This is a genomic window from Kitasatospora sp. NPDC001095, from assembly GCF_053598615.1.
This window is the reverse complement of sequence record NZ_JBSFKQ010000003.1, coordinates 144736-159074: the sequence shown is the minus strand read 5'-3', so window position 1 is coordinate 159074 and position 14339 is coordinate 144736. Positions and strand designations below refer to the sequence as shown.

17 protein-coding genes are annotated in these 14339 nt (G+C 73.3%); 4 read left to right on the top strand and 13 right to left on the bottom strand.

The window, feature by feature from the left end; genetic code table 11:
• Positions 1-18: 18 nt before the first annotated feature.
• Positions 19-630 (bottom strand): response regulator transcription factor, encoded by a 612-nt coding sequence (locus ACWDBB_RS04770; RefSeq protein ID WP_014136228.1) that lies wholly within the window; start codon positions 628-630, stop codon positions 19-21.
• Between the two features lie 558 nt (positions 631-1188).
• Here ACWDBB_RS04770 and ACWDBB_RS04765 point away from each other — a divergent pair.
• Entirely contained in the window at positions 1189-1515 is a 327-nt protein-coding gene (locus ACWDBB_RS04765; protein ID WP_049654358.1) for a WhiB family transcriptional regulator, read from the top strand.
• 118 nt (positions 1516-1633) lie between these two features.
• Here the strand turns inward: ACWDBB_RS04765 and ACWDBB_RS04760 are convergent, their stop codons facing one another.
• From ACWDBB_RS04760 to groES, 3 genes are all read right to left on the bottom strand, one after another.
• Complete coding sequence (locus tag ACWDBB_RS04760) at positions 1634-2626, bottom strand: LysR family transcriptional regulator (protein WP_449788193.1); 993 nt, start codon at positions 2624-2626, stop codon at positions 1634-1636.
• A 132-nt stretch (positions 2627-2758) separates the two neighbouring features.
• Positions 2759-4390 (bottom strand): chaperonin GroEL, encoded by a 1632-nt coding sequence (gene groL, locus ACWDBB_RS04755; RefSeq protein ID WP_449788192.1) that lies wholly within the window; start codon positions 4388-4390, stop codon positions 2759-2761.
• A gap of 116 nt (positions 4391-4506) precedes the next feature.
• Positions 4507-4812 (bottom strand): co-chaperone GroES, encoded by a 306-nt coding sequence (gene groES / locus ACWDBB_RS04750; RefSeq protein ID WP_014136232.1) that lies wholly within the window; start codon positions 4810-4812, stop codon positions 4507-4509.
• 249 nt (positions 4813-5061) lie between these two features.
• Here groES and ACWDBB_RS04745 point away from each other — a divergent pair, with 249 nt between their 5' ends.
• Entirely contained in the window at positions 5062-5397 is a 336-nt protein-coding gene (locus ACWDBB_RS04745; protein ID WP_449788191.1) for a hypothetical protein, read from the top strand.
• Positions 5398-5455: 58 nt separating this feature from the next.
• Positions 5456-6652 carry a THUMP-like domain-containing protein gene (locus tag ACWDBB_RS04740; RefSeq protein ID WP_449788190.1) on the top strand — a complete coding sequence of 399 codons (1197 nt, stop codon included), beginning with the start codon at positions 5456-5458 and terminating at the stop codon, positions 6650-6652.
• Here ACWDBB_RS04740 and ACWDBB_RS04735 read toward each other — a convergent pair.
• The 5 genes from ACWDBB_RS04735 to tsaB all read right to left on the bottom strand — a co-directional run bounded on the left by ACWDBB_RS04735 (position 6628) and on the right by tsaB (position 10150).
• Positions 6628-7524 carry a polysaccharide deacetylase family protein gene (locus ACWDBB_RS04735; RefSeq protein ID WP_449788189.1) on the bottom strand — a complete coding sequence of 299 codons (897 nt, stop codon included), beginning with the start codon at positions 7522-7524 and terminating at the stop codon, positions 6628-6630. The two genes, ACWDBB_RS04740 and ACWDBB_RS04735, sit on opposite strands and share 25 nt — an antisense overlap.
• Before the next feature lie 92 nt (positions 7525-7616).
• A complete protein-coding gene (locus ACWDBB_RS04730) occupies positions 7617-7901 on the bottom strand; it encodes a hypothetical protein (RefSeq protein ID WP_449788188.1) in 285 nt (94 codons plus the stop codon).
• Entirely contained in the window at positions 7898-8989 is a 1092-nt protein-coding gene (tsaD, locus tag ACWDBB_RS04725; protein WP_449788187.1) for a tRNA (adenosine(37)-N6)-threonylcarbamoyltransferase complex transferase subunit TsaD, read from the bottom strand. Before tsaD ends, ACWDBB_RS04730 begins: the two co-directional genes overlap by 4 nt.
• Positions 8982-9470, bottom strand: coding sequence for a ribosomal protein S18-alanine N-acetyltransferase (gene rimI / locus ACWDBB_RS04720; RefSeq protein ID WP_449788300.1), 489 nt, complete (start codon positions 9468-9470; stop codon positions 8982-8984). The genes tsaD and rimI overlap by 8 nt, the downstream gene beginning before the upstream one ends.
• 23 nt (positions 9471-9493) lie before the next feature.
• The gene (gene tsaB, locus ACWDBB_RS04715; RefSeq protein WP_449788186.1) at positions 9494-10150 is read right to left on the bottom strand and encodes a tRNA (adenosine(37)-N6)-threonylcarbamoyltransferase complex dimerization subunit type 1 TsaB; all 657 of its coding nucleotides are present in this window, start codon (positions 10148-10150) and stop codon (positions 9494-9496) included.
• 155 nt (positions 10151-10305) lie between these two features.
• Here tsaB and ACWDBB_RS04710 point away from each other — a divergent pair, with 155 nt between their 5' ends.
• On the top strand, positions 10306-10878 hold the full coding sequence (locus ACWDBB_RS04710) for a hypothetical protein (RefSeq protein WP_449788299.1): 573 nt from the start codon (positions 10306-10308) through the stop codon (positions 10876-10878).
• Between the two features lie 36 nt (positions 10879-10914).
• Here the strand turns inward: ACWDBB_RS04710 and ACWDBB_RS04705 are convergent, their stop codons facing one another.
• The 4 genes from ACWDBB_RS04705 to alr form a co-directional block, all read right to left on the bottom strand.
• A complete protein-coding gene (locus ACWDBB_RS04705) occupies positions 10915-11109 on the bottom strand; it encodes a hypothetical protein (RefSeq protein ID WP_392867288.1) in 195 nt (64 codons plus the stop codon).
• 112 nt (positions 11110-11221) lie between these two features.
• On the bottom strand, positions 11222-11719 hold the full coding sequence (tsaE, locus tag ACWDBB_RS04700) for a tRNA (adenosine(37)-N6)-threonylcarbamoyltransferase complex ATPase subunit type 1 TsaE (protein ID WP_449788185.1): 498 nt from the start codon (positions 11717-11719) through the stop codon (positions 11222-11224).
• A 114-nt stretch (positions 11720-11833) separates the two neighbouring features.
• A complete protein-coding gene (locus ACWDBB_RS04695; protein WP_449788184.1) occupies positions 11834-13069 on the bottom strand; it encodes an alpha/beta fold hydrolase in 1236 nt (411 codons plus the stop codon).
• Entirely contained in the window at positions 13066-14265 is a 1200-nt protein-coding gene (alr, locus tag ACWDBB_RS04690; RefSeq protein ID WP_449788183.1) for an alanine racemase, read from the bottom strand. Before alr ends, ACWDBB_RS04695 begins: the two co-directional genes overlap by 4 nt.
• Between the last annotated feature and the right edge of the window lie 74 nt (positions 14266-14339).

Genomic DNA, 14339 nt, shown 5'->3' with positions numbered 1-14339 from the left:
CGGCGGCGCCGCCGGTGGTCAGCGGACCAGGCCCCAGCGGAAGCCCAGCGCCACCGCGTGCGCCCGGTCGGAGGCCCCGAGCTTCTTGAACAGCCGTCGGGCATGGGTCTTGACGGTGTCCTCGGAGAGGAACAGCTCGCGGCCGATCTCGGCGTTGCTGCGGCCGTGGCTCATGCCCTCCAGCACCTGGATCTCACGCGCCGTCAACGTCGGCGCGGCACCCATGTCGGGGCTGCGCAGCCGGCGCGGGGCGAGCCGCCAGGTCGGGTCGGCGAGGGCCTGGGTGACGGTGGCCCGCAGCTCGGCGCGCGAGGCGTCCTTGTGCAGGTACCCGCGGGCACCCGCGGCGACCGCCAGCGCGACCCCGTCGAGGTCCTCGGCGACGGTGAGCATGATGATCCGCGCGCCCGGGTCGGCGGACAGCAGCCGCCGGACCGTCTCGACCCCGCCGAGGCCGGGCATCCGGACGTCCATCAGAACGAGATCGGAGCGGTCGGCCACCCAGCGGCGGAGGACCTCCTCCCCGTTCGTCGCGGTGGTGACCCGGTCCACACCGGGTACGGTCGCGACCGCGCGGCGAAGCGCCTCGCGGGCGAGCGGGGAATCGTCGCAAACGAGAACGGAAGTCATGACCGTCGTCCTCCGCAGCTGATCCGCGTCACGTTGAGCCTCCTGGCTGGTACGAACCTCTCCGACACGGCCGATCGGCGACAGACTCCGTGCGATCGCCCCAACCTGCCCGCGATCGTTCCCGACGTCCGGCGCCCGCTAACCGCCTCCGCACTTCCAACGACCGTCACTCGAATGAGTTACGGCCTTCGGAGCCACCTCCACCACTGTACGTGGCCAATCCATTACCGATCAGCCGCATCGCGGTGCACACGCCGCACTTTTGCGCAGCTCGCGCGCGGTCGGCGTACGACCCGCACACCGATTCGGCACGTCGTGCGCCCGTCGGCCACCCGATTGCCACGCCCGCGCCCGGCGGAGCCCTTGCCCACTATGCCCGTTTTTATAGCTTTCGTATGGTCATTGACTGTTGTGCCAGTGTGTGGGTGACTTGTCCATGGAGTTGCCTTAAGTCATATTTCCAGGTGTCCACACCAGTGCAGAAGCCCGCCGCACCGCTCGGCAGCAGACCCGCCGAACGCCCGGCCCACGGCCGACAGCCTCTGAAGGGAATGAGCCATGGCAGATTTCTCCCGCCTCCCCGGTCCCAACGCGGACCTCTGGGACTGGCAGCTCTCCGCAGCCTGCCGTGGCGTGGACAGCTCGCTCTTCTTCCACCCCGAGGGCGAGCGCGGGGCCGCGCGCAGTTCGCGCGAGGCCAGCGCCAAGGAGGTCTGCATGCGCTGCCCGGTGATCGCCGAGTGCGCGGCGCACGCGCTGGCGGTCCGCGAGCCGTACGGCGTCTGGGGCGGGATGACCGAGGACGAACGCGAGGAGATGCTGGGCCGCTCACGACACCGGCTGGTCGAGGTCCCGCTCGCCCCGCCGGCGGTCGCCCAGCGCTAGACCCGCCCCTACGAGCGCAGTGAAGAAACGTTTCTTCGCGGCGCTTCAGCCTGTCGGCCCACCGTACGCCCGCCAGTTCACCCTGGGTGCGGCACCACGGCGGCTTCGTCACCCACCGTCAGCGATCGGCGGCCGCCCCCGCCAGCCGCTCCAGCATCAGAGCGACGGCCGGCACCTCGGCCAGGTCCGGCAGGGTCAGCGCGACCACCTGGCGCACCGCCGGCGCCCCGGAGGCCGTCCGCACCGGCACCGTCGACACGCCGTCAGGGCGCACCGACCGCAGCGCCAGCCGCGGCAGCACCGCCACCCCCAGCCCGGCCGCCACCAGGCCGACCACCGCCGGGTAGTCGTCCGTGGCGAAGTCGATCCGGGGCTCGAAACCCGCTCCCGCGCACAGCTCCACCAGGTGCCCCCGACACTGCGGGCAGCCGGCGATCCACTGCTCCCCCGCCAGCTCGGCCAGCTCCACGCCCTGCCCGGCCAGCGGATGGGTGGCGGGCAGCAGGCCCACCAGCGGGTCGTCCAGCAGCGGGGTGACCACCAGGTCGGACCAGTCCGTGCCGGCGGTCAGCTGCTGCGCCTCCAGATTGGCCTCGGCCCGCGCCTCGCGCGGCGTGCCGTGGGCGGGCGCCGGGAGCGCGACGGCGCCGTCGGACTGCGGGTAGCGAAAGGCCAGCGCGATCTCGCACTCGCCCCCGCGCAGCATCGCCAGCGACTCCGGCGGCTCCGCCTCGACCAGCGACACGCGCACCCCCGGATGGCTGTCCCGCAGGCGGGCGACCGCGGGCGGCACCAGGGTGGAACTCGCGGTCGGGAAGGAGACCAGCCGCACCCGCCCGGCCCGCAGCCCGGCGATCGCGGCCACCTCCTCCTCGGCCGCGGAGAGCCCGGCCAGGATTCCGGTGGCATGCTTGAGCAGGACCCGCCCGGCCTCACTGAGCTGCATCCCGCGGCCCGAGCGGACCACCAGCGGGGTGTCCACCGACTTCTCCAGGGCCTTCATCTGCTGGCTGATGGCGGGCTGGGTACACCCCAGCTCGCGGGCGGCGGCGGAGAAGGAGCCGGTGCGGGCGACGGCACGCAGGACGCGCAGGTGGCGGGCCTCGATCATGCCTTAGTTATAAGGCAAACTTTGCATTCTGCAAAATTCTACTGATAGTTGAAGCGTGAAGGTGAACGCCGGAGGCCCGGCCCGCCTCCCCTCGCGGGGCGCGGACCGGGCCTCCGGTCAGGCGTCGGAGCCTCAGTGCGAGTGGCCGTGGCCGTGCGAGTGGCCGTGACCGTTGTCGGCCTCCTCCTCCTTCTTCTCCACCACGAGGGTCTCGGTGGTGAGGAGCAGGGAGGCGATCGAGGCGGCGTTCTCCAGGGCAGAGCGGGTGACCTTGACCGGGTCGATGACGCCGGCCTTCACCAGGTCGCCGTACTCGCCGGTGGCGGCGTTGTAGCCCTGGCCGATCTCCAGCTCGGAGACCTTGGAGGTGATGACGTAGCCCTCCAGGCCGGCGTTCTGGGCGATCCAGCGCAGCGGCTCGTGCAGCGCCTTGCGGACCACGGCGACACCGGTGGCCTCGTCACCCGACAGGCCCAGGCCGTCCTCCAGCACCTTGGCGGCGTGGACCAGGGAGGCGCCACCACCGGCGACGATGCCCTCCTCGACCGCGGCGCGGGTCGCCGAGATGGCGTCCTCCAGGCGGTGCTTGCGCTCCTTCAGCTCCACCTCGGTGGCGGCGCCGACCTTGATGACGCAGACGCCGCCGGCCAGCTTGGCCAGGCGCTCCTGCAGCTTCTCGCGGTCCCAGTCGGAGTCGGTCGCGGCGATCTCGCCCTTGATCTGGGCGACGCGGCCGGCCACGGCCTCGGCGTCACCGGCACCGTCGACGACCGTGGTCTCGTCCTTGGTGATGGTCACGCGGCGGGCGGTGCCCAGCACGTCCAGGCCGACCTGGTCGAGCTTGAGGCCGACCTCCTCGGAGATGACCTGGCCACCGGTCAGGACGGCCAGGTCGCCGAGGATCGCCTTGCGGCGGTCACCGAAGCCCGGGGCCTTGACGGCGACGGCGTTGAAGGTGCCACGGATCTTGTTCACGACCAGGGTCGACAGCGCCTCGCCGTCGACGTCCTCGGCGATGATCAGCAGCGGCTTGGAGGAACCGCCCTGGAGGATCTTCTCCAGCAGCGGCAGCAGCTCCTGGATGGAGGAGATCTTGCCCTGGTTGATCAGGATGTACGGGTCCTCCAGGACCGCCTCCTGCCGCTCCGCGTCGGTGACGAAGTACGGCGACAGGTAGCCCTTGTCGAACTGCATGCCCTCGGTGAAGTCCAGCTCCACGCCGAAGGTGTTCGACTCCTCGACGGTGATGACACCGTCCTTGCCGACCTTGTCGATCGCCTCGGCGATCAGCTCGCCGACCTGGGTGTCCTGGGCGGAGAGGGACGCGACGGCGGCGACGTCGTCCTTGCCCTCGATCTCGCGGGCCACCGAGAGCAGGTGCTCGGAGACGGCGGCGACGGCCTTGTCGATGCCCTTCTTCAGGGCGGCCGGGCCGGCGCCGGCGGCGACGTTGCGCAGGCCCTCGTTGACCAGGGCCTGGGCCAGCACGGTGGCGGTGGTGGTGCCGTCGCCCGCGACGTCGTTGGTCTTGGTGGCGACCTCCTTGACGAGCTGCGCGCCAAGGTTCTCGTACGGGTCGTCCAGCTCGACCTCACGGGCGATGGTGACACCGTCGTTGGTGATGGTCGGGGCGCCGAACTTCTTGTCGATGACGACGTTGCGGCCCTTGGGGCCGATGGTCACCTTGACGGTGTCGGCCAGCTTGTTGACACCGCGCTCCAGCGAGCGGCGGGCGTCCTCGTCGAACTGCAGGATCTTCGCCATGTTCCCTATTCCCTCGGGGCTGCGGCCGGGCCACCGGCCGCCGAACTACGTGAACCAACAACCACGCCCCGGGCCCCTGTCACTTGGGACACGGATCCGGGGCGGGTCGGGACGTCTTACTTCTCGATGATCGCGAGAACGTCGCGGGCGGAGAGCACCAGGTACTCCTCGCCCTGGTACTTCACCTCGGTGCCGCCGTACTTCGAGTACAGGACGATGTCACCCACGGCGACGTCGAGCGGCAGACGCTGGCCGTCCTCGAAGCGGCCCGGGCCGACGGCCAGGACGACGCCCTCCTGGGGCTTCTCCTTGGCGGTGTCCGGGATAACCAGGCCGGAGGCCGTGGTGGTCTCGGCGTCGAGCGGCTGGACCACGATGCGGTCCTCGAGCGGCTTGATGGCAACCTTGCTGCTGGTGGTCACGTCCGAGCTCCCCTTCGGAGATTACGGGGTTTTCTAACGGGTAGGGGCGATCCTGCGGGTCTGCCGTCGCGGGGGTCAGACACGCGTCGTCGCGTTAGCACTCTCCTGGTGGGGAGTGCCAAGGACGACCATAGGGCCGTGTTAGCACTCAGTCAACCAGAGTGCCAACGGCGCGCCCTCGGGCCCCCGGTTCGCGGATGAGTAGCCGTACTCATGTGCGAGGCGGCCCGCCCCGACAGACTCCCTGCCATGACCCCGATCCCGGCCCGTATCGACCCGTCCAGGCTCAAGGACGCGGCGCTCTCCCTGCTGGCACTGCCGCTGCTGGGAGCCGTACTGCCGTTCGTCGTCTTCTCCTTCGTCGTCTGCCTCGGCAGCGGCCCCGGGCACGGTGACGACGGGGACGGGCTCATCTGGGCCTTCCTGGGCATCGGGATGCTGGCCGCCCCGGTCGTCACGCTGGCCGTGGGCCTCGTGGTCGCCTTCCGCACCCGGCGGTCCGGCTACCGCTTCCTCCCCGTCACCGCCGCGCTCTCCCCGCTCGTGCTGCCGGCGCTCTTCTCCTCGGGCGTCCTGTGGCGGTGACGACGTCCGGCGTGGCCGTGACCGCGTTCCTCCTCGCCCGACCGGCGAGAATGGCCTCGTGGACACCGAGAACCTCCAGCCGCTGCTGACCCCCGAGGGCCAGGCCCTGCTCGCCGAACTGCGCGAGTTCACCCCCGAGGAGGAACTGGCGCTGGCGACGCGCCTGCGGCGGGAGCACCCGGCGGAGCTGGTGTCGGCGGCGTTCGGGCAGGCGCGGCTGCGGCAGCGGGCGCGGGCGAAGTTCGGGGCGGACGCCGACCTGATGTACTTCACGCCCAACGGGGTCGAGCAGTCCACCCGGCGCAGCGTCGCCGAGTGGCGGGCGCGACGGTTCGCCGACCTCGGCGTACGACGGCTGGCGGACCTGTGCTGTGGCATCGGCGGCGACGTGCTGGCGCTGGCCAGGGCGGGCATCGAGGTGCTGGCCGTGGACAAGGACCCGGCGGCCTGCGCCGCCACCGCGGCCAACGCCGCCGCGCTGGGCCTGGCCGAGCTGGTCGAGGTGCGCTGCGCGGACGTCGCCGAGGTGGACGTCACCGGCTACGACGCGGTGTTCACCGACCCGGCCCGGCGCACCTCGCGCGGCCGGGTGTTCGACCCGGAGGCGTACGCCCCGCCGCTCTCCTGGGCGATCGAGGCGGGCCGGCGCACCCCGATCGGCGCGCTGAAGGTGGCCCCCGGCATCCCGCACGAGGCCGTGCCCGAGGACGCCGAGGCCGAGTGGGTCTCCGACCACGGCGACGTCAAGGAGGCGGTGCTCTGGTTCGGCACCCGGGCCGCGAGCCCGCACCGCGCCACCCTGCTGCCGCAGGGCGCCAGCCTGACCGGCGGCGACCTGCCCGACCCGCCGGCCGGCCCGGTCGGGCGGTACCTGTACGAACCGGACGGCGCGGTGATCCGGGCCCACCTGGTGGCCGAGGTGGCCGGGCAGGTGGGCGGCCGGCTGATCGACCCGAAGATCGCCTACCTGACCTCGGACGAGCTGGTCGCCACCCCGTACGCGCACGCCTTCGAGCTCACCGACGTGCTGCCGTTCAACATCAAGAGGCTGAAGGCGCTGCTGCGCGAGCGCGCGGTCGGCACGGTGGTGATCAAGAAGCGCGGGATGGCGATCACCCCGGAGGAGCTGCGCCGCCAGCTCAAGCCCTCCGGGCCGAACACCGTCACGGTGATCCTCAGCCGCACCGACCACGGACCGCTGATGATGCTGGGGCAGCCCGTACGGGCTCCTCAGGACGCGGGCGCCTGGACGTAGTCCTCCAGCCGGGCCACCGAGAAGCCCTGCTCCTGGATCCGGGCCAGCAGGTCGCCGAACATCTGGGTCATCGTGGCGCCCTTGAGCTCCTTGGGGCCGCGGAAGTGCGCCAGGATGATGTCGCCGGGCTTCAGCTTCTTGTCCCCCGACTGGTACTGCATGTCGTGGATCTGCATCGACTCGCGCCACAGCACGATCGCCCGCGGGCCGCACTGCTGGACGGAGGTGTTGAGCGTCGGGGTGTTGGCGCCGTCGCCGAACGGCGGACGGAACAGCAGTGGGGGCGTGCCGTACTGCTGGGTGAGCGCGGACTGCGCGTCGCAGATCTCGGACTTCTGCTTCTCCGCCGGGATCTTGCTCATCACCGGGTGGTCGACGGTGTGGTTCTGGACGTGGTTGCCGAGCGCCTGGAGCGGCTTGAAGTAGCCGTAGTCGTTCTTGACGATGTCCCGGGTCAGGAACATCGATATCGGCACCTTGAGGTCGGTGAGCATCTCGACGAACTTCGGGTCCTTCTCGGCTCCGTCGTCGATGGTGATGAAGACGACCTTGTCGCTCGTCTTCACCTCGCTGAACACCGGTACGGGGCCGGTCCGTTCGAGCTTGATCGGCTTGTCGGCGGGCGGCGCCGGGGCGGGGGCGAGCGGGGTGAGGTTCCACTTGGCCCAGGCCGCCGCGGCCGCTCCCGCGGGGGCGCCGGCCGAGGGGGTCGGCGCCGGCGCGGCGCTCTGGGGTGCGGTCGGCGCGCTCGTGGCGGCGGGGGCGGCGCTGCCGCCACCGCCCCCGTTGCCGCCGCACGCGGTGGCGAGGGCCAGCACGGCCAGCGCCCCCACCGCGTACGTCCTGGTCCTGCTCCGCCCGTCCCTGATCACCGCAGCCCGCTCCCGGTTCCCGTTCAGCCTTCTATCAGCTAAGCACGGTAACGACCGGGCCCACGGTTCCCGACCGGGGGCTACTCGACGGACTACTCGGAGGGCTGCTCGACGGACTGCTCGACGTGCTCGCTGGTGAAGGACCAGCGGTGCACCGGGCGGCCGAGCAGTTCGGCCGGCGGGTCGGCGACGGGCACCGGCTCGCCGGTCCACCAGGCGATCAGCAGCACCCTCTCACCCGGGGCGGAGAGCAGTTCGAGGCGCTCCAGCCCGGCCGAGCCGCGGAGTCCGGGCAGCGCCGACTCCCGTACCCAGGCGGCGAGTTCGGCCCCCCGGCCGGCGGCCGCCCGGGCCTCCCACATCGCGGCGACGGTCATGCCGCGCCACCGCCGAGGGCCTCGTAGGCCTGGCCGTGGAAGTCCGTGTGCGGCACGTGGACCTCGGTGACGGGCAGCGAGGAGTCCGCCGACAGGTCGAAGGCGGACGGCGTGCGGTCGCGCCACACCATCTCGGAGCCCAGCGCCGCGACCATCGCGCCGTTGTCGGTGCACAGGCCCGGCCGGGGCACCCGCAGCCGGATGCCGGCCCGGTCGCAGCGCTGCTGGGCCATCTCGCGCAGCCGCGAGTTGGCCGCCACGCCGCCACCGATCATCAGGTGGTCGACGCCGTTGTCCTTGCACGCCTTGACAGCCTTGCGGGTGAGCACGTCGGTGACCGCCTCCTGGAAGGACGCCGCCACGTCGGCGATCGGCACCTCCTCGCCGGCCCGGCGCTTGGCCTCGACCCAGCGGGCGACGGCGGTCTTCAGGCCGGAGAAGGAGAAGTCGTACTCCGGGTCGTTCCTGCCGCTCAGGCCGCGCGGGAAGGCGATCGCCTTCGGATCGCCCTCGCGGGCCGTGCGGTCGACGATCGGGCCGCCGGGGAAGCCGAGGCCGAGCACCCGGGCGACCTTGTCGAAGGCCTCGCCGGCCGCGTCGTCGATGGTCGCGCCGAGCGGGCGGACGTCGCTGGTGATGTCCTCGCTGAGCAGCAGCGAGGAGTGCCCGCCGGAGACCAGCAGGGCCATCGTCGGCGAGGGCAGCCGGCCGTGCTCCAGCTGGTCGACGCAGATGTGCGAGGCGAGGTGGTTGACCCCGTACAGCGGCTTGTCCAGCGCCCATGCGTACGCCTTCGCGGCGCTGACGCCGACCAGCAGCGCGCCGGCCAGGCCGGGGCCGGCGGTGACGGCGATGCCGTCCAGGTCGGTCGCCTTGATCCCGGCGGTGTCCAGCGCGCGCTGGATGGTCGGGACCATCGCCTCCAGGTGCGCCCGGCTGGCGATCTCCGGGACGACGCCGCCGAAGCGGGCGTGGTCGTTGACGCTGGAGGCGACCGCGTCGGCCAGCAGCGTGGTGCCGCGCACGATGCCGACGCCGGTCTCGTCGCAGGAGGTCTCGATGCCGAGGACGAGCGGTTCGTCAGCCATGGCGGGGGTCCTCAATGTCCTTCGGGTCGGTGCTGTCAGTGCTCGGGTGGTCGAGGCGCATCACCAGCGCGTCGACGTTGGCGGGCTGGTAGTAGCCGCGCCGGATGCCCACCGGTTCGAAGCCGTGGCGCTCGTACAGCCGCTGGGCGCGCGGGTTGTCCACCCGCACCTCCAGCAGCAGCTCGGCGCACTCGCGCCGGGCGGCCTCCCGGATCAGGTCGGTGAGCAGCGCCGCGCCGAGGCCGGCGCCCTGGTGGCGCTCGTCGACGGCGATGGTCTGGACGTCGCCCTCGCCGGCGATCGCCATCAGCCCGGCGTAGCCGACGATCCGGCCGTCCGGGGCGGTCGCGACGGTGTAGTGGCGGGTGCCGCCGGGGTGGGACTCGGCCAGCTCGGACCAGAACATCCCGGCGGACCAGGCGTCCTCGGGGAAGAGCCGCAGCTCCAGCTCCAGCACCGGCGCGATGTCCCACCAGCGCATCGGGCGCAGGGTGGTGCCGTGGTTCACGCCGGGAGCACCGCCTTGTAGCCCGCGGGGACCTGGGCGTCCGGGCGGCGCAGGTACAGCGGGTGGTTCGGCAGCAGCTCGCGCCCGGCGGCCAGTTCGGCGGCGGCGAAGCCGGCCAGCGCGCCGGCCGAGACGTGCGCGGGGCCGTGGGCGCCGGGGAAGGCGTCGGGGTAGAGCAGCGCGCCGGCGCCGACGGAGCGTTCCTGCGGGGTCAGCTCGGCCGGGCGGTCCACGCCGGGGCCCTCCGTGCGGCGGCCCTCGGCGTCGTACGAGGCCCAGTAGACCTCCTTGCGGCGCGCGTCGGTGGCGACCGTGAACGGCTGCCCGGCCAGCCCCTCGGCGCGGGCCTGGAAGGCGATCGCGTCCAGGGTGCAGACGCCGTGCACCGGCAGCCCGAGCGCGTGGCCGAGCGCGGCGGCGGTCACCAGGCCGACCCGCAGGCCGGTGTACGGGCCGGGGCCGACGCCGACGGCGATGCCGGTCAGCCGGTGCTTGTCCACACCGGCGGCCCGCAGCACCTGGTCGATCGCGGGCAGCAGCAGTTCGCCGTGGCGCCTGGCGTCGACCTGGTGGGTCTCGGCGAGGACGGCCGTGCCGTCGTGGACGGCGGCGGTGACGGCGGGGGTAGCGGTGTCGAACGCGAGCAGCAGCACGGGGTCAAGGTTAGACCGACGTTGGGCCGACCGGCCGATCGGCAAGGTGTACCACCCAGGAACACACATCCGAGGCGCTGCGACCCGCGCGGATGAACCTGGCACGATGGGGCCGTACGTAAAGGGACGGCGGCGGGAGCGGCAACGTGGCGAAGATGGGTCCTGGAGTGGTGGTCACGGGGTTGACCCTGGGGGCCCTGGCGGTGGTGAGCCTGCTGGCCTTCCAGGCCAACGGCGCCCAGGACCGGGCGGGCGGCGCCAAGCCCACCACCACCACCACGGCGACCGGCACGGCCACCGCCGCGGCGCCGACCGCCGCACCCACCCCGACCGTCCCGGCGCTGCCGGCCGGCGCCGTCTCGGGCACCGGCATCCGGGTGGTGTACTCGATCGGCAGCCACTACGTCTGGCTGGTCGACCCGAAGAAGACCCCGCAGGTCGCGGCCGCCTTCCCGGTCACCCCGGGCTCGGTCGAGCCGGCCCCCGGCAGCTACGCGGTGTACAGCCGCACCCAGACCACCACCGGGTCGGACGGCAAGCAGATCGAGCACGTGGTGCGCTTCGCGCAGCAGAACGGCGTGGTGTTCGGCTTCAGCGCGGCGGTGGACGGCGCGACGCCGACCGTCGACCCGAGTGCCAAGACCGGCGGCATCCGCAGCGGCCGCCCGGAGGGGCAGCTGCTCTGGGACTTCGCGCCCAAGGACACCAAGGTGGTCGTGATCGCCTGATCCGGGCGGCCCGCTCGGGGGCCGGGAGGACCGGCCTCACGCGGCCCGGGGCGTCCGCGCCTCGGGCCGTTCGTGCTGCCCGGGCCGGGGTTCGGGCGGAGTGGACACCGCCTCGGCGGCCGCGCACGCGGCCAGCAGCGCCCGCATCGGCTCTCCCGGAGCGCGGCGGGCGGAGTCTCCGGCCCCGGCGGCGGGGACCGCGCGCTTCGGGACGGGGGTGGGGCTCGACATGGCGCCTCCCTAGTTAGGCAGACCTAACCGCAGCACCCATCCCACCACGCCCGGCACCCCGCCCGCAACATCTTGCCGACAGCTTGTCGGCAACGTGTCGGCAACGCGTCGGCTATCCGAGGTCCGCCAGCGCCGCGTCCGCCCAGCGCGGGCCGATGCCGGTCAGCACCACCCGGCGCGGGTCCTGGTCGTCGCCGTCCGCGGTGGCACCGATGGCACGCTCGATCCGGACCTCCAGCCGGTCCTCGGACAGCCGCTCGACCTTGCCCTCGCCCCACTCGACCACGACCACCGACTCGGGCAGCGAGACGTCCAGGTCGAGGTCCTCCATCTCGTCCAGGTCCCCGCCCAGCCGGTACGCGTCCACGTGCACCAGCGCCGGGCCGCCGACCAGCGAGGGGTGCACCCGGGCGATCACGAAGGTCGGCGAGGTCACCGCCCCGCGGACCTGCAGGCCCTCCCCCAGGCCGCGGGTCAGCGTGGTCTTCCCCGCCCCCAGCTCGCCGGAGAGCAGCACCAGGTCCCCCGGCCGCAGCAGCGCGGCCAGCTCCCGGCCGAGCCGGCCCATCCGCTCCGGGGTTGGGACGGTGAGAGTGGCGTGCGAGCCCATGCGCGTGTCTTGCCCTTCGGTCCGTACCGGCGCACCGACCACCGGCCGCCACCGCTACCGTGCCACATCCGCGCGCCCCCGTGCGGCGGGCGGGGCCCTGAGCCGGGCCCGGGATCACACCGGATCGGCGACGCTGCCCGCGGCCCGCTCCCGGGCCAGGTCGAGGACGGCCGCGGGCAGCGGCGCCGCCCCGGCGAAGCCGCCGGCCCGGCGCAGCAGCCGCGCCAGCTCGTGGTCGACCAGCTCGGGGCGCTCCAGCATCACCAGGTGCCCGGCGCCCTCGGCCAGCACCAGCTCGGCGCCGGGCAGCCGCTCGGCGATCGCCTCGCTGTGCGTCGAGGGCGTCAGCAGGTCCTTCGTCCCGGCCAGCACCAGCGCGGGCAGGCCGCGCAGGGCGACCAGCGCCTCGTACTTCTCGTGCGCCCCGAACACCGGGTAGAACTCGGCGACCACGTCGATCGGGGTGGCGTCCAGCAGCTGCTCGGCGAAGCGCACCACGCCGGGGTCGACGTCCCGGCCGCCGAAGGAGAACCTCCGGTAGAACAACGCGGCCACGTCCGAACCCAGCCGCCTGGTCGCCTCGACCAGGTCGACCTGGCGGCCCAGCAGCTTCACCATCCCGGGCGCGACCTTCTTGAACAGCTTCGCGCCGGCCTTCGGCAGGCCCAGGCTGACGTCGTTCCAGTCCCCGGCGAGGGTCCCGACCAGCGCCACGCCGGTGACGCGCTCGCGGAACAGCTCCGGGTGCTGGTCGGCCAGCGCCATCACCGTCATGCCGCCCATCGAGTGGCCCACCAGCACCAGCGGCCCGGTCGGGGCGACGGCGTCGATCACCGCCTTGAGGTCGCCGCCCAGCTGGTCGATGCCGGCCGGCTCCCCCGCCAGGTAGGAGCGGGAGCGCTCGGAGCGGCCGTGGCTGCGCTGGTCCCAGAAGACCAGCCGCATGCCGTCGCGCAGCGCGGCCCGCTGGAAGTGCCAGCTGTCCTGGTTGAGGCAGTAGCCGTGGCAGAACACCACGGTCAGCGGTTCCGGGTGGTGGCTCGCCGCGCGGCCGTCGCCGTCCGGCTCGCTCCAGCCGGTGCCGTCCAGCTCGACGTACAGCTCGGTGCCGTCCGGCGCGGCCACCGTCCGCGGACGGCCGCGCAGCGAGCCGTACGGGGCGTTCGCGTCCAGCTCGGCCCGGGCCCGGCGGCGCGTCGCCCGGCCGACGGTCAGCCGCTCTATCGCGACGCCCGCGGCCGCCCCGGCCGCCAGCACGCCGACCGAGATCCCGATCACTCCCGCCCGGCTCACCCCGGCGGCGCCGGCCGCCTTGGCGACCGGACCTCGCTCGGCCGGTGCGTCGGTCATGCCGACGGGCCCTCGGTGTGGCTGCCGCCCAGGTAGCGGCGGGGCACCCGGGCGCCGATCCGGGTGATGATCTCGTACGAGATGGTGCCGCAGGCGCGGGCCCAGTCCTCGGCGGTGGGCTCGCCGCGCTCGCCGTTGCCGAACACCAGCACCTCGTCGCCGATCTCCGGGGTGTCGCCGCCGAGGTCCACCACGAACTGGTCCATCGCGACCCGGCCGGCCACCGTGCGCCACTTGCCGTCGATCTGCACCGGGCCGGCGCCGCTGGCGTGCCGGGGGATGCCGTCGCCGTAGCCGAGCGGCACCAGGCCCAGGGTGGTCTCGCCCGGCGTCGTGTAGTGGTGGCCGTAGCTGACCCCGTGTCCGCCGGGAACGTGCTTGACCAGCGCCAGCCGCGCGGTCAGCGCCATCACCGGGCGCAGCCCGAAGTCCGCTGGGGAGCCCACCTCGGGCACCGGCGACAGCCCGTACGCGGCCAGGCCGGTGCGGACCAGGTCGAAGTGCGCCTCGGGCAGGAGCAGGGCGGCCGGGGAGTTCGCCAGGTGCCGGACCTCGGGGCGCAGCCCGGCGGACTCGGCCGTGGCCAGCGCGGTGCGGTAGGAGTCCAGCTGGGCCTGGATCGACGGGTGGCCGGGCTCGTCCGCCGCGGCGAAGTGCGACCAGACGCCGACGACCGTCAGCAGTCCCTCCGCCTCGGCCCGGCGGGCGGCGGCCACCAACTGCGGCCAGTCGCGCGGCTGGCAGCCGTTGCGGCCGAGGCCGGTGTCGGCCTTCAGGTGCACCCGGGCCGGGATGCCGGTCTCGCGCACGGCGGGCAGCAGCTCGTCCAGCGCCCACTGGCCGCTGACCGAGATGTCCAGGTCCGCGCGCAGCGCCTCGCGCCACGGGCCGCCCGGCGTCCACAGCCAGCACAGGATGCGGGCCCGCTCGGGGCGGATGCCCGCGGCCCGCAGTGCCAGCGCCTCGTCCGGGGTCGCGCAGCCGAGCCAGCCGACGCCGGTCGCGACCGCCTCCCGGGCACACTCGACCGCGCCGTGGCCGTAGGCGTTCGCCTTGACCGCGAGCATCACCGCCGCGTCGCCGACGCGCTCGCGCAGCGCCGCGAGGTTGCCGCGCAGGGCGGCGAGATCGATGGTCGCCTCGGCCCGTACGCCGTCGGTGAGGGTGGCCGTGCCGGTCGTGTTCGCAGTTGTCATCAGGGTCAGTCTCCCAGACGTCCCGGAGTCCTCGCCGAACGGCCCGTCGGACACGACGGCCCCCTACGACGCGC

What these genes read in the sequence shown, in the direction of transcription:
- groL (WP_449788192.1), bottom strand. Translation starts at nt 4,390, where the DNA reads ATGGCGAAGATCCTGCAGTTCGACGAGGACGCCCGCCGCTCGCTGGAG.
- ACWDBB_RS04765 (WP_049654358.1), top strand. Translation starts at nt 1,189, where the DNA reads ATGGCAGATTTCTCCCGCCTCCCCGGTCCCAACGCGGACCTCTGGGAC.
- tsaD (WP_449788187.1), bottom strand. Translation starts at nt 8,989, where the DNA reads ATGGCTGACGAACCGCTCGTCCTCGGCATCGAGACCTCCTGCGACGAG.
- ACWDBB_RS04695 (WP_449788184.1), bottom strand. Translation starts at nt 13,069, where the DNA reads ATGACCGACGCACCGGCCGAGCGAGGTCCGGTCGCCAAGGCGGCCGGC.
- ACWDBB_RS04730 (WP_449788188.1), bottom strand. Translation starts at nt 7,901, where the DNA reads ATGACCGTCGCCGCGATGTGGGAGGCCCGGGCGGCCGCCGGCCGGGGG.
- ACWDBB_RS04760 (WP_449788193.1), bottom strand. Translation starts at nt 2,626, where the DNA reads ATGATCGAGGCCCGCCACCTGCGCGTCCTGCGTGCCGTCGCCCGCACC.
- tsaE (WP_449788185.1), bottom strand. Translation starts at nt 11,719, where the DNA reads ATGGGCTCGCACGCCACTCTCACCGTCCCAACCCCGGAGCGGATGGGC.
- ACWDBB_RS04710 (WP_449788299.1), top strand. Translation starts at nt 10,306, where the DNA reads ATGGGTCCTGGAGTGGTGGTCACGGGGTTGACCCTGGGGGCCCTGGCG.
- alr (WP_449788183.1), bottom strand. Translation starts at nt 14,265, where the DNA reads ATGACAACTGCGAACACGACCGGCACGGCCACCCTCACCGACGGCGTA.
- rimI (WP_449788300.1), bottom strand. Translation starts at nt 9,470, where the DNA reads ATGCGCTGGTGGGACATCGCGCCGGTGCTGGAGCTGGAGCTGCGGCTC.
- ACWDBB_RS04745 (WP_449788191.1), top strand. Translation starts at nt 5,062, where the DNA reads ATGACCCCGATCCCGGCCCGTATCGACCCGTCCAGGCTCAAGGACGCG.
- ACWDBB_RS04705 (WP_392867288.1), bottom strand. Translation starts at nt 11,109, where the DNA reads ATGTCGAGCCCCACCCCCGTCCCGAAGCGCGCGGTCCCCGCCGCCGGG.
- ACWDBB_RS04770 (WP_014136228.1), bottom strand. Translation starts at nt 630, where the DNA reads ATGACTTCCGTTCTCGTTTGCGACGATTCCCCGCTCGCCCGCGAGGCG.